Origin of the sequence: Aquipuribacter hungaricus, from assembly GCF_037860755.1 — a bacterium.
GTDB classification, from domain to species: Bacteria; Actinomycetota; Actinomycetes; order Actinomycetales; family JBBAYJ01; genus Aquipuribacter; species Aquipuribacter hungaricus.
Window position 1 is genome coordinate 1 of record NZ_JBBEOI010000094.1, and the last position, 13,096, is coordinate 13,096.

Consider the following 13,096-nt stretch of genomic DNA (forward strand, 5'->3'; position numbering starts at 1 on the left):
ACGCGCCGGTGGCCCGGCCGGCAGCCGGGTCGCGGGGGCCGCCGCCGGCACGCCGGCGGGGCGCCACGACCGCCGGCCGCACCGAACGACGAGGGAGACACGCATGTCCGAGACCAGCACCAACGTGACCTGGCTGACCCAGGAGGCCTACGACCGGCTCAAGGCCGAGCTCGACCACCTGACCGGTGAGGGGCGCCTGGAGCTGGCCCGCAAGATCGAGGCGGCCCGCGAGGAGGGCGACCTCAAGGAGAACGGCGGGTACCACGCGGCCAAGGACGAGCAGGGCAAGCAGGAGTCCCGCATCCGCCAGCTCGAGCAGATGCTCGAGGAGGCGCAGATCGGCTCGCCCGACGACGTCGTCGTCGACGGCACCGTCCACGCCGGCATGGTCATCACCGCCACCGTCGGCGGCCGGGAGGAGCGCTTCCTGCTGGGCAGCCGCGAGATGGCCTCCACCACCGACCTCGACGTCTTCAGCGAGAGGTCGCCGCTCGGCGCCGCCGTGCTGGGCAAGAAGGTCGGGGCCTCGACGAGGTTCACCGCCCCCAACGGCAAGGAGGTCGCCGTGAAGGTGACCGCCGCGGAGCCGTTCACGGGCTAGCAGCTCCGCACGAGGGCCCCGTCACCTGCTGGTGGCGGGGCCCTCGTGCGTCCGCGGGGGAACTCCCACCGCCGCGTCAGCCCGCGTGCGCCGCGGCCTCTCCTGCCACGCGAGAGGCGCTGGAGCGCGCCTCCTGGAGCAGCCGGTCGACGAACTGCTGGGGGGTCTGCGACGACTCCCCGGACAGGGTCCCGGCACCGGTGCGGGTGTCCCCGTCCACGGCGGCGATGACGCCGCCGCCGCCGTAGTCGACCCGGACCACGGCGAGCGCGACGACCCGCCCCTCGCGCACCGCGGCGACGAACTCGCCCGGTCGCACCACCATGAGCCCGTAGGCGGCGGCCTCGGGGTCGGCGAGCGTCGCGAGCTCGTCGGCCGACGGCTCCTCGAACCAGCGGCCCGTCCCCGTCAGGACGGTGTCCGACCGGGACCTCTCGCGCCACACCAGCGAGCCGGTGCCCCCGTCGCCGCCCGTCACGGCACCGTCGGTGCAGGAGGCCGCGTGCGCGGCGAGGGCGTCGAAGGCCCTCGCGGCGGTGGCCTCGTCCGGGTATGACGCCGCCGCCAGCCGGCGGCCCGAGTCGCCGATGGAGACCGACTGGGCCGACCACCCGGTGCGCTCGTCGTCCAGCGGCGCCCCGGTGCCCCGGCACCCCCAGAGCGGCCAGGACGCCGGGGCGCCGGCGTCGCCGTCGAGCAGCTCGTCGGCGCCGACGAGGGCCAGGCCGACGAGGTCGCCGGCGGCCGACGGACCGGAGGCCGTGGCGGTCACCTGCAGCACCTCGCGCACCGGCAGGGCCGACGGCTCCTGCGAGGGCTCCTCCGACGGCTCCTCCGACGGCTCCTGCGACGGCTCGGCGGCCGGCGCGACGACCGCCGGGACCGACGGGACGACCGAGGGCGCCGCCGAGGGCGTCGCCGAGGGGGTCGGCTCCGCCGCGGTCGGGCTAGGTGCCTGCGTGGCGACCAGCAGCGGGGCGGCGGTGGTGCTGCCGAAGGACAGCCCGAAGGGGACGGCCACGGCGACGGCCACCACCAGGGCGGCCGTGCCCGCGGCCCGGGCCAGGACCCGCCGCCTCACGGTGCGCACGGCGGCGCCCGCCCCACCCTCGGGGGCCTGCCAGTCGGTGCTGACGAGACCCCGGAGGCCGCGCTCCAGGCTGTCGTGCTCCCGGGCGTCGCCCAGGTGGTCGTCGTGCCGGCTCATGCGACGTGCTCCTCTGCTCCGGCGGTGCGTGCGGCCGGGTCCTCCACGGTCCGGGCCAGCTGGGCCCGTCCTCTCGACAGCCACGCCTTGACGCTGCCGTCCGGGACGCCGAGCAGGTCGGCGACCTGCGCGACGGACATGTCCATGACGTGGTGCAGGACGACCACCTCGCGCTGCCGGTCCGGCAGCGCGCGCAGGGCCACCGCCAGCGGGGAGCCCGCGTCGAAGGGCAGGTCCGCCTCGGCGGCGCCCACCTGCTCACGGCTCCCCCAGCGCACCCAGGCCACGGCGGAGGTCCGCGTCTTCCGCCAGCGGCTGACGGCGACCCGGACGGCCGCGGTCCGCAGCCACCCCCCGGCGTCGGAGCGGAGGGCACGGCGGTGCTCCCAGGCCTTGACGAACGCCTCCTGCACGCAGTCGGCGGCCTCGGCGCGGTCACCGCAGAGCAGCACGAGCTGCCCCATGAGCACCGGGTACTGCTCCCGGTACAGCCGCTCGAACTCAGCCTGGTCCACTACCCGGCCCCCCTGTCGTCCACGCCTGCTCTACGCACGACCCCCGTCCGCGGTTGCAGCATCGGCCACCGGCGTGGCGCGCGTGGCCCGAACGGCGCAGGAGACCCCGGGCGCCCGCGCGGCGGCCCCGGCGAAGCGATGGCGCCGGTCCCGCACGGGGACCGGCGCCGTCGTGCACAGCAGGCGCGCTCAGCGGGCGGCGGCCCGCTGGTACTGCCGGACGGTGAGCGGCACGAAGACCACGAGGATCGCCAGCCCCCACGCGACCGTGTAGACGACCGGGTTCTGCAGCGCCCAGCCGCTGGGCTCGGGCGTACCGGCAGGCAGGTTGCCGAAGAGCTCGCGCGAGGCCTGCGTGACCGTGGACACCGGGTTCCAGCTGGCGAACCACCGCAGCGGGCCGGGGAAGCTCTCCAGCGGGACGAACGTGTTGGCGATGAACGTCAGCGGGAAGATGACGATGAACGTCACGTTGTTGAACACCTCGGGCGTGCGGACGAGCAGCCCGAAGAACGCCATGATCCAGCTGATGCAGTAGGCGAAGAAGAGCAGCAGGGCGTAGCCGAGCAACGCCTCGCCCACCGAGGTGTCGATGCGCCAGCCGATGGCCAGGCTGGTGAGCGACATGATGATGATCGTCAGCACGTTGTTGACGACGTCGGCCGTGGTCCGGCCGACGAGCACGGCGGACGGGGCCATCGGCAGCGACCGGAACCGGTCGATGATGCCGGTCTTGACGTCCTGGGCCATGCCCGCGCCGGTGATCGTGGCGCCGAAGATGACCGTCTGGGCGAAGATCCCGGCGATGAGGAACTCGCGGTAGGCCGCCGGGTCCACCTGGCCGTCGAGGGAGATGGCCCCGCCGAAGACGTAGGCGAACAGCAGGATGAACATGATCGGGCTGACGATGGAGCCGACCAGCAGGTCCGGCACCCGCTTGATCTTGATGAGGTTGCGCCGGGCCACGGTCCAGCCGTCGCCGACCGCCTGGAACGGGCTGCTGGAGGGGACCGGGCGCTGCCGCGGCGCCGTGCCGGTGGTGCCGCCCCGGGTGGTGGAGGTGGGGGTCGAGCTGGGGGTCGAGGTGGTGCTCATGCGGCCGCTCCTGCCTTCTCGTCGTCCGCGGCCGCGTGGCCGGTCAGGGTGAGGAACACGTCGTCCAGCGTGGGACGCCGGATGCCGGCGTCGAGGATGCCGACGCCGGCGCCGTCGAGGGCCCGCAGCGCCTCCACGAGCATGCTGACGCCGCCGCTGACGGGCGCCGTCAGGGTGCGGGTGTGCTCCTCGACGCCGACCTCGTGGCCGGTGAGGCGGGCGAGCACCTCGCGCGCGGGCGCCACCGCGGCGGTGTCGGTGACGGTGACCTCGATCCGCTCCCCGCCGACCTGCTCCTTGAGCTGGTCCGCGGTGCCCTCGGCGATGACCGTGCCGCGGTCGATGACGGCGATCCGGTCCGCGAGCCGGTCGGCCTCCTCCAGATACTGCGTCGTCAGCAGCAGCGTGGTGCCGCCGGAGACCAGCTCGGAGATGACGTCCCACATGCCCAGCCGGCTGCGCGGGTCCAGCCCGGTGGTCGGCTCGTCGAGGAAGAGCACCTCGGGCTCGGCGACGAGCGCGCCCGCCAGGTCCAGGCGCCGGCGCATGCCGCCGGAGTACGTGCCGACGGGCCGCTTGGCCGCGTCGGTGAGGTCGAACCGCTCGAGCAGCGTCCAGGCCCGGTCCCGGGAGGCCCTGGCCCCCAGGTGGTAGAGCCGGCCGACCATGTCGAGGTTCTCGTAGCCGGTGAGGTTCTCGTCGACCGCGGCGTACTGCCCGGAGACGCCGATGCGGGAGCGGAGCTGCTTGGCGTCGCCCACCACGTCCAGGCCGGCGACGGTCGCCCGGCCCTCGGTGGGCCGCAGCAGCGTGGTGAGCACGCGGACGGCGGTGGTCTTCCCCGCGCCGTTGGGGCCCAGCAGACCGAGGACGGTCCCCTGCTGCACCCGCAGGTCCAGGCCGTCGAGGGCCCTGACCTTGCCGTAGGTCTTGACCAGTCCCTCGGCGACGATGATGTCGTTCATGCCGTCGATCCTCCCCGGGGGGACCGACAGCGCGCGAGGCGGTTCCGCTCTGGGCGTGGTCGGGGACGGGTGGCGCTGCGGGGGCGGCTGCTGCTGCATGCCCCCTGCGACCCGGCCGGGCGCCCGGACTCATCGGTGGCCGCCGGAGGACCTGTCGCAGTGCCGCCCGGGGGGCCCGGTGCACGCGCGGCGACGCCCGGACGACGGTCCGTCGACCGTCCGGGTGACGGTCGGCCAGTGTTACGAAGATGTGACCGCGGCGAGGGCCGTCCCGCTTGTCGGCGTCTTCTGTGAACGTTCACCATGTGGGGCTGCCACAGCGACGTGATCCCCCGTCCAGAGGCGGGTCGCGACCCACGAAGGAGATCCACATGAGCACCAGGCTCACCACAGCCGCCATCACCGCGGCACTCGCCCTGACGCTCGCCGCGTGCGGCGGCGAGGGCGCAGGCTCCGGCGGCGCAGCCGGCGGCGGCGCGAGCGGCGAGGCCCCCGAGGACCTGACCATCGGCGTCTCCATGCCGACCCAGACGTCCGAGCGCTGGATCGCCGACGGCGAGGCCGTCGAGTCCCAGCTGACCGAGGCCGGCTACGACGTCGACCTCCAGTTCGCCGGCGACGACATCCCCACCCAGTCCCAGCAGGTCGACCAGATGATCACGCAGGGCGCCGACGTCCTCATCGTCGCCGCCATCGACGGCACCGCCCTCGGCGGCCAGCTCGAGGCCGCCGCGGCCGCGGGCATCCCCGTCATCTCCTACGACCGCCTCATCCGCGACAGCGAGAACGTCGACTTCTACGTGACGTTCGACAACTTCGCCGTCGGCCAGGCGCAGGGCACCGCGCTCCTCACCGGTCTCGGCGTCCTCAACGCCGACGGCTCGGCGGGCACCGCCACCGGCCCCTTCAACGTCGAGCTGTTCGCCGGCTCCCTGGACGACAACAACGCCTTCTTCTTCTTCGACGGCGCCATGGACGTCCTGCAGCCCTTCATCGACGACGGCACCCTCGTCGTCAAGTCCGGCCAGACCTCGATCGAGGACGCCGCCACGCTGCGCTGGGACCAGGCCACCGCCCAGGACCGCATGGACGACCTGCTCACCGGCAACTACAACGACGGCAGCCGCGTCGACGGCGTCCTGTCGCCCTACGACGGCATCTCCCGCGGCATCATCACGTCGCTGACCAACGCCGGCTACGGCCCCACGACGACCGAGGGCGCCCAGCCCATGCCGATCATCACCGGCCAGGACGCCGAGATCGCCTCGATCAAGCTCATCGCCGACGGCGTCCAGAGCTCGACGATCTTCAAGGACACCCGCCTGCTCGCCGAGCAGGCCGTGTCCGCCGCCCAGGCGTTCCTCGACGGCTCCGAGCCCGAGGCCAACGACACCGAGACCTACGACAACGGCGTGAAGGTCGTCCCGTCGTACCTGCTCGAGGTCGAGACGGTCACCGCCGACAACATCCAGCCCGTCCTCGTGGACTCCGGCTACTGGACCGCCGAAGAGGTCGAGGCCGGCCAGGCGGACTGACGTCCGCCCTCCCCGCCCCCGACCGGCGGACCGCACCACAGCACGCGAGCACCTGAGCACCACCAGCACCTGAGCACCGACCGGGCCCGGTCGCGGGGGACGCCTCCTGCGGCCGGGCCCTGGTCAGCACGTCCCCGGCCTGCCCCGGCCGGGCGCCCCACGACGGAGACGGCGGTACCCCATGGACGACCGCACGACGAGCGACGACATCCTGCAGATGCGGCGCATCACCAAGACCTTCCCCGGCGTCAAGGCGCTGGAGGACGTGAGCCTCAACGTGCGCCGCGGCGAGATCCACGCGATCTGCGGCGAGAACGGCGCCGGCAAGTCGACGCTCATGAAGGTGCTGTCCGGGGTGTACCCCAGCGGCAGCTACGACGGCGAGATCGTCTTCGACGGCGCGACGATGAGCTTCTCCGGCATCCGCGACTCCGAGCACGTCGGCATCGTCATCATCCACCAGGAGCTGGCGCTCGTGCCGTACCTCTCCATCGCGGAGAACCTGTTCCTCGGCAACGAGCGCCGGGGCCGCGGCGGGCTCATCGACTGGAACAAGGCCAACGCCGAGGCCGCCGCGCTGCTGGCCTCCGTCGGCCTGGACGAGAACCCCGTCACCCCGGTCGGCCAGCTCGGCGTCGGCAAGCAGCAGCTGGTGGAGATCGCCAAGGCGCTGTCCAAGGACGTCAAGCTGCTCATCCTCGACGAGCCGACCGCGGCGCTCAACGACACCGACTCCGCGCACCTGCTCGGCCTGCTGCGGCGCCTGCGCGAGCAGGGCATCACGAGCATCATGATCAGCCACAAGCTCAACGAGATCACCGCCGTCTCCGACAACGTCACGGTCATCCGCGACGGCCGGACCGTGGAGACCCTGAGCCTGCACGCGGGCGAGGTCACCCAGGGCCGGATCATCCGCGGCATGGTCGGCCGCGACCTGGAGAGCTTCTACCCGGACCGGCAGTCCGACCCGGGCGAGGAGGTCCTCCGCGTCGAGGACTGGACCGTCATGCACCCCACGCAGGACCGCAAGGTCGTCGACGGCGCCTCGTTCTCCGTCCGCGCGGGCGAGGTCGTCGGCATCGCCGGCCTCATGGGGGCCGGGCGCACCGAGCTGGCCATGAGCATCTTCGGCCGCTCCTACGGCCGCGACATCACCGGCCGGCTGTTCATGCACGGCAAGGAGACCCGGGTGCGCGACGTGCCCGAGGCCATCGACGCCGGCATCGCCTACGCCACCGAGGACCGCAAGAAGTACGGCCTCAACCTCATCGAGGACATCCGCCGCAACGTCTCCGCCGCCGCGCTGGGCAAGCTCGCCCGCCGCGGGTTCGTCAACGGCAACGAGGAGATCAAGGTCGCCGAGGGCAGCCGCCGCGACATGAACATCAAGGCGCCGTCCGTGCTGTCCGTCGTCGGCAAGCTGTCCGGCGGCAACCAGCAGAAGGTCGTCCTGTCCAAGTGGTTGTTCACCGACCCGGACGTCCTCATCCTCGACGAGCCGACGCGCGGCATCGACGTCGGCGCCAAGTACGAGATCTACACGATCGTCAACAAGCTGGTCGCGGACGGGAAGGCCGTCGTGGTCATCTCCTCCGAGCTGCCCGAGCTCCTGGGCATCTGCGACCGGATCTACACCCTGTCGGCCGGTCGCATCACCGGCCAGGTGCCTGTCAACCAGGCGACGCAGGAGAACCTCATGGAGCTCATGACCAAGGAGAAGGAGCCCGTCGGATGAGCACTACCACCCCCGCCACCGCCCCCGCAGCGGAGGTGACCTCGAAGGCGCTCCACACCGGCACGAGCGACGTCCGCACGCTGCTCACCCGCAACCTGCGCACCAGCGGCATCTACGTCGCCTTCGTCGCCATCGTCGCGCTGTTCGCCATCCTCACCGGCGGCACGTCGCTGAGCCCGACGAACATCACGAACATCGTCCTGCAGTACTCCTACATCCTCGTGCTGGCGATCGGCATGGTCCTGGTGATCATCGCCGGGCACATCGACCTGTCCGTCGGCTCCGTCGTCGCGCTGACCGGGGCGGTCTCGGCCGTCCTCGTCATCCGCGAGGGCGTGCCGTGGTGGGTCGGCGTGCTCGCCGCCATCGCCGTCGGCCTCGCGGTCGGCGCCTGGCACGGGTTCTGGGTGGCCTACGTCGGCATCCCCGCCTTCATCGTCACCCTCGCCGGCATGCTCCTGTTCCGCGGGCTCACGCTGCAGGTGCTCAGCAACATCACGCTGTCGCCCTTCCCCACGGAGTACGGCCGGATCGCCGGCGGCTTCTCCAACGGCCTGCTCGGCGGCAACGGCTTCGACGCCTTCACGCTGCTCATCGGCGCGCTGGCCGTGGCCGGGTACGCCGTCAGCGGCTTCCGCACCCGCACCGCGCGGATCCGCTACGCCCAGCCCGTGGAGTCCTTCCCGCTGTTCGTCCTGCGGGTCGTCGCCGTCGGCGCCGTCGTCATGGCCTTCGCGTGGCAGCTCGCCCACGCCCGCGGCCTGCCCTACGTCCTCGTCATCCTCGGCGTCCTGATCATGGTCTACGCGGTCGTGTCCAACCGGACCGTCTTCGGCCGCCAGATCTACGCCATCGGCGGCAACCTGTCCGCGGCGATGCTCTCCGGCGTCAAGGTCAAGGCCGTCAACTTCTGGATCTTCGTCAACATGGGCTTCCTGTCCGCGGTCGCCGGGATCATCTACTCGGCCCGCTCCAACGGCGCCCAGCCGTCCGCCGGCAACATGTTCGAGCTGGACGCCATCGCCGCCGCCTTCATCGGCGGGGCGGCCGTCACCGGCGGCGTCGGCACCGTCATGGGCGCCATGGTCGGCGGCCTGATCATGGCCGTCATGAGCAACGGCATGCAGCTCATGGGCGTCGACCAGTCGCTGCAGTCGGTCGTCAAGGGCCTCGTGCTCCTGCTCGCCGTCGCCTTCGACGTCTACAACAAGCGCCGCGCCGGGGCCAGCCGCTGACCCCAGCACGACCTCGCACCGGGCCACGCCCGGGGCACCAGCCCCACGAGCACCGCCCCCGACCGGTCACCGGTCGGGGGCGGTGCTGCGTCCGGGGGCGGCTACTCGACGACGACCCCGTACCCGGCGCTGCGCAGCGCGCCGATCACCGCGTCGCGGTGCTCCCCGCCGCGGGTCTCCAGCTGCAGCGCGACCTCGACCTCGTCCACGTGCAGGCGGGCCGCGGTCCGGCGGTGCTCGACCTCGACGAGGTTGGCGTCGGTGCGGCCGAGCTCCTCCAGCAGCCGCCCGAGCGCCCCCGGCCGGTCGGCGATCTGCACCCGCAGCTGCAGGTACCGCCCGCCGGCGACCAGGCCGTGGCGCAGCACGCGGTGCAGGACGAGCGGGTCGACGTTGCCGCCGGACAGCACCGCCACGACCGGCGGCTCGAACGTGCCCGGGTGGGCGAGCAGCGCGGCGACCGCGGCGGCGCCCGCCGGCTCGACGACGAGCTTGGCCCGTTCCAGCAGCAGGACGAGGGCGCGCGACAGCTCCTCCTCGGTGACCGTGACGACCCGGTCCACGAGCGCGGCGACGACGGCGAAGGGCACGTCGCCCGGGCGCCCCACGGCGATGCCGTCGGCCATCGTCGACATCCGCGCGAGCGGGACCGGCTCCCCCGCGGACAGCGACGCCGGGTAGGCCGCGGCGGCCGCCGCCTGGACCCCGACGACGGTGACGTCGCGGCCGTGCCGGCGCGCCCGGTCCGCCTCGAGCGCCACGCCCGCCAGCAGGCCGCCGCCGCCGGTGCAGACCAGCACGGTGCGGGCGTCGGGCACCTGCTCGAGGACCTCGGCGCCGAGCGAGGCCTGCCCGGACACCACGTCGACGTGGTCGAAGGGGTGGACCAGGACGGCGCCGGTCTGAGCGGACATCTCGCGGGCGGCGACCAGCGCCTCGTCGACGCTGCGCCCGACGTGCTGCACCCGGGCGCCGTAGGCGGTCGTCGCGGCCACCTTCGGCAGCGCGGCGCCGACCGGCATGAACACCGTCGCGGTGGTGCCCAGCAGCGAGGCGGCGAGCGCGACGCCCTGGGCGTGGTTGCCGGCGCTCGCCGCGACCACGCCGGGGGCCCGGCCCTGCTCCCCCAGCCGGGCGATGCGCGTGTACGCCCCGCGGATCTTGAACGAGCCGGCACGCTGGAGGTTCTCGGCCTTGAGCCACACGTCGCCGCCGAGCAGGTCCGACAGCGCGCGGTTGCGCACCACCGGGGTGGTCCGGACCACCCCGGCCAGCAGCGCGCGGGCGTCGTCGCGGTCGGCGTCGTCGGGCACGTGGCCGCCGGACCGGCTCCGCCCGACCCCGCCGGCCTCGCTGCCGGGGACGCTGGTCTCGCTCACCGCGCGCCGCCGGTCTCGGATCCCACGACGACGGTGCCCGGCGCGCGCGCCCCGTCGGCCCCGTCCAGCCCGTCGAGCCCGTCGGTCGCGCCGGCGTCCGTCGGCGGGGCGTCCTCGGCGAGCGGGACCGCGTGCGGCGAGGCGAGCGAGCGGACGAACGTCACGACCATGGCCAGCAGCGGGACGGCCAGCACCCCGCCGACGATCCCGGCGAGCACGATGCCCGTGGTGATGGCGCTGACCACGGCGAGCGGGTGCAGCTCGACGGCGCGGCCGAGCAGCAGCGGCTGCAGCACGTAGGACTCCAGCTGCTGCACCGCGAACACGATGACGAGCAGGACGAGCGCGCTCACCAGGCCCTGGCTGACCAGGGCGACGAGCACCGCGAGCGCCCCGGTGACGACCGCCCCGACCAGCGGCACGAACGCCCCGACGAAGGTGATGACGGCGATGGGCAGGGCGAACGGCACGCCGAGCACGGCCGCCCCGACCCCGATGCCCAGGGCGTCGACGAAGGCCACCACGGGCAGCGCACGGACGTACCCGGCCAGCGTCGCCCACGAGCGGCGGCCGGCCACGTCGGCGCGGGCGCGGCCGTCGCCGGGCAGCAGCGAGACGAGGAACGACCAGATCCGCGAGCCGTCGGCCAGGTAGAAGAACACCGCGAACAGGGTGAGCAGCAGCCCGGTCAGCAGCGAGGTCGCGGTGCCGGTGGCGGTGAGCGCGCCCGAGACCAGGCCGGTCGACTCCTGCACCACCGACGTGACGGCCTCGGAGATCGAGGCCTCGACCTGCGCGAGGCTCACCCCGAGCAGGTCGGCGACGAAGGCAAGCGTCTGCTCCAGGCCGTCCCCGGCCGAGGCGCCGAAGTCGCCGATCTCGGTGGCGATCTGCTGCGACACCACGGTCACCGCCAGCGCGAGCACGGCGACGAACACCGCCACCGACACCCCCGCTGCGGGGTAGCGGGGCACCCGCGAGCGCAGCAGGCCCCGGTACAGCGGGGCGAGCAGCGCCGCCACGAGCACCGCGAGCAGTAGGGGCACCGCGACCAGCCGCACCCGGTCCAGCACGAGGAAGCCGAACACGTAGACGGCGACCGCCACGACGAGCAGCCGCCAGCCCCAGGCCGTGGCGATCTCCAGCGCGCGCGGGACCGGCACCGGGGGCATGCGCCCATCTCACCACCTGGCCGGCACCTGGCGGGCGGCTCCCGCGACGACGTGCCTAGGGTGGCTCCATGCCGGCCATGCCCACGCCGCCCGCTCCCTCCACGCTCCCCGACACCCTCGGCGCGCTGCGCGCGTCGGGCTGGTCCTCCCGTGACGTCCGCGCCGAGCTGCGCGACAACCTGCTCCGCCTGATGCGCGCCGGCACCCCCCGCTTCGAGGGTGTCGTCGGCTTCGACGACACCGTGCTGCCCGAGGTCGAGCGGGCGCTGCTCGCCGGCCACGACATGGTCCTGCTCGGCGAGCGCGGCCAGGGCAAGACCCGGCTGCTGCGCTCGCTCGTCGGCCTGCTCGACGAGTGGAGCCCGCACGTCGCCGGCTCCGAGCTGTTCGAGGACCCGCTGGCGCCGGTGCTCCCGGTCACCCGCGCCCGGGCCGAGACCGAGGGCGACGACCTGCCCGTGGCCTGGCGCCACCGCAGCGAGCGCTACAACGAGAAGCTCGCCACCCCGGACACCTCGATCGGCGACCTGATCGGCGACGTCGACCCCGTCCGCGTGGCCGAGGGCCGCTCGCTGGGCGACCCGGAGACCATCCACTTCGGCCTGCTGCCGCGCACCAACCGCGGCATCTTCGCCGTCAACGAGCTGCCCGACCTCGCCGAGCGGATCCAGGTCGGCCTGCTCAACGTGCTCGAGGAGCGCGACCTGCAGGTCCGCGGCTACGCCCTGCGCCTGCCGCTGGACGTGCTGCTCGTGGCCAGCGCCAACCCCGAGGACTACACCAACCGCGGCCGGATCATCACCCCGCTCAAGGACCGGTTCGGCGCCGAGGTCCGCACCCACTACCCCGTCGACCTGCAGGCCGAGGTCGAGCTGGTCACGCAGGAGGCCGTGGTCGGCCGCGACGGCGTGGCCCGGGTGCCGTCGCACCTGGTCGAGGTGCTGGCCCGTTGGACCCGCGCGGTCCGGGAGTCGCCGTCGGTGGACGCCCGCTCCGGGGTCTCCGCGCGGTTCGCGGTCGCCGCCACCGAGACCGTCGCCGCGGGCGCGGACCGGCGCGCGGCCCTGCTCGGCGAGGACGGCCCGGCGGTGGCGCGGGTCACCGACCTGGAGCCCGCCGTGGGGACGCTGCGCGGCAAGGTCGAGTTCGAGTCCGGCGAGGAGGGCCGCGAGATCGAGGTCCTGTCCCACCTGCTCCGGGTGGCCACCGCGGAGACCTGGCGCGACCGGCTGGGCGGCGCGGACCTGTCCGGCTTCCTCGACCGCGTCGCCGAGGGCGGGCACGTGGACGTGGGCGACGACGTGCCGGTCGCCGACCTGCTGTCCTCGGTCGGCACCGTGGCGGGCCTCGGCGCGGTCTGCACCCGGCTCGGCCTGGAGGACGCTCCCCTGCCGGCGGAGGTCGCCGCGGTCGTGGAGTTCGTCCTGGAGGGGCTGCACCTCACCCGGCGGCTGTCCAAGGACCCGGTCGAGCACGGCCGGTCCCGGTTCAGCGCCCGCACGCGGCCGCGCGCCGTGGGCGAGGACCGCTAGGACGTGGCCGACCAGCGCCCCGGCGGCGGCACGGGCAGTGGCGGCGACCCGCGACCGGGCCGCGGCTACCGCTACGGCTCGTGGCGCGGCGGCGCCGACCCGCTCGCGCCCCCCTTCGACGTCCG

11 protein-coding genes are annotated in these 13,096 nt (G+C 73.9%); 5 read left to right on the top strand and 6 right to left on the bottom strand.

Annotated features, from left to right (window positions below):
• Window positions 1-103 precede the first annotated feature (103 nt).
• Window positions 104-601 (top strand): transcription elongation factor GreA, encoded by a 498-nt coding sequence (gene greA / locus WCS02_RS11135; RefSeq protein WP_340293054.1) that lies wholly within the window; start codon window positions 104-106, stop codon window positions 599-601.
• 76 nt (window positions 602-677) lie between these two features.
• Here greA and WCS02_RS11140 read toward each other — a convergent pair whose 3' ends face one another.
• From WCS02_RS11140 to WCS02_RS11155, 4 genes are all read right to left on the bottom strand, one after another.
• Window positions 678-1,808 carry a hypothetical protein gene (locus WCS02_RS11140; RefSeq protein WP_340293056.1) on the bottom strand — a complete coding sequence of 377 codons (1,131 nt, stop codon included), beginning with the start codon at window positions 1,806-1,808 and terminating at the stop codon, window positions 678-680.
• A complete protein-coding gene (locus WCS02_RS11145) occupies window positions 1,805-2,323 on the bottom strand; it encodes an RNA polymerase sigma factor (RefSeq protein WP_340293058.1) in 519 nt (172 codons plus the stop codon). Before WCS02_RS11145 ends, WCS02_RS11140 begins: the two co-directional genes overlap by 4 nt.
• A gap of 189 nt (window positions 2,324-2,512) precedes the next feature.
• A complete protein-coding gene (locus tag WCS02_RS11150; protein ID WP_340293060.1) occupies window positions 2,513-3,418 on the bottom strand; it encodes an ABC transporter permease in 906 nt (301 codons plus the stop codon).
• The gene (locus WCS02_RS11155; protein ID WP_340293062.1) at window positions 3,415-4,383 is read right to left on the bottom strand and encodes an ATP-binding cassette domain-containing protein; all 969 of its coding nucleotides are present in this window, start codon (window positions 4,381-4,383) and stop codon (window positions 3,415-3,417) included. Before WCS02_RS11155 ends, WCS02_RS11150 begins: the two co-directional genes overlap by 4 nt.
• 371 nt (window positions 4,384-4,754) lie before the next feature.
• Between WCS02_RS11155 and chvE the strand changes: the two genes are divergently transcribed.
• The 3 genes from chvE to mmsB all read left to right on the top strand — a co-directional run bounded on the left by chvE (window position 4,755) and on the right by mmsB (window position 8,888).
• The gene (chvE, locus tag WCS02_RS11160) at window positions 4,755-5,918 is read left to right on the top strand and encodes a multiple monosaccharide ABC transporter substrate-binding protein (protein ID WP_340293064.1); all 1,164 of its coding nucleotides are present in this window, start codon (window positions 4,755-4,757) and stop codon (window positions 5,916-5,918) included.
• A gap of 181 nt (window positions 5,919-6,099) precedes the next feature.
• Window positions 6,100-7,653, top strand: coding sequence for a multiple monosaccharide ABC transporter ATP-binding protein (mmsA, locus tag WCS02_RS11165; RefSeq protein ID WP_340293066.1), 1,554 nt, complete (start codon window positions 6,100-6,102; stop codon window positions 7,651-7,653).
• Window positions 7,650-8,888: a multiple monosaccharide ABC transporter permease gene (gene mmsB / locus WCS02_RS11170; RefSeq protein ID WP_340293068.1), complete on the top strand. Its 1,239-nt coding sequence runs from the start codon at window positions 7,650-7,652 to the stop codon at window positions 8,886-8,888. Before mmsA ends, mmsB begins: the two co-directional genes overlap by 4 nt.
• Before the next feature lie 101 nt (window positions 8,889-8,989).
• Here the strand turns inward: mmsB and ilvA are convergent, their stop codons facing one another.
• Both ilvA and WCS02_RS11180 read right to left on the bottom strand, forming a co-directional pair.
• The gene (gene ilvA, locus WCS02_RS11175; RefSeq protein ID WP_340293072.1) at window positions 8,990-10,201 is read right to left on the bottom strand and encodes a threonine ammonia-lyase; all 1,212 of its coding nucleotides are present in this window, start codon (window positions 10,199-10,201) and stop codon (window positions 8,990-8,992) included.
• Between the two features lie 62 nt (window positions 10,202-10,263).
• Window positions 10,264-11,439, bottom strand: coding sequence for an AI-2E family transporter (locus tag WCS02_RS11180; protein ID WP_340293070.1), 1,176 nt, complete (start codon window positions 11,437-11,439; stop codon window positions 10,264-10,266).
• A 77-nt stretch (window positions 11,440-11,516) separates the two neighbouring features.
• On the opposite strand from WCS02_RS11180, the gene WCS02_RS11185 reads away from it, so the two are divergent.
• Entirely contained in the window at window positions 11,517-12,971 is a 1,455-nt protein-coding gene (locus tag WCS02_RS11185) for a magnesium chelatase ATPase subunit I (protein ID WP_340293074.1), read from the top strand.
• The last annotated feature ends 125 nt before the right edge of the window (window positions 12,972-13,096 follow it).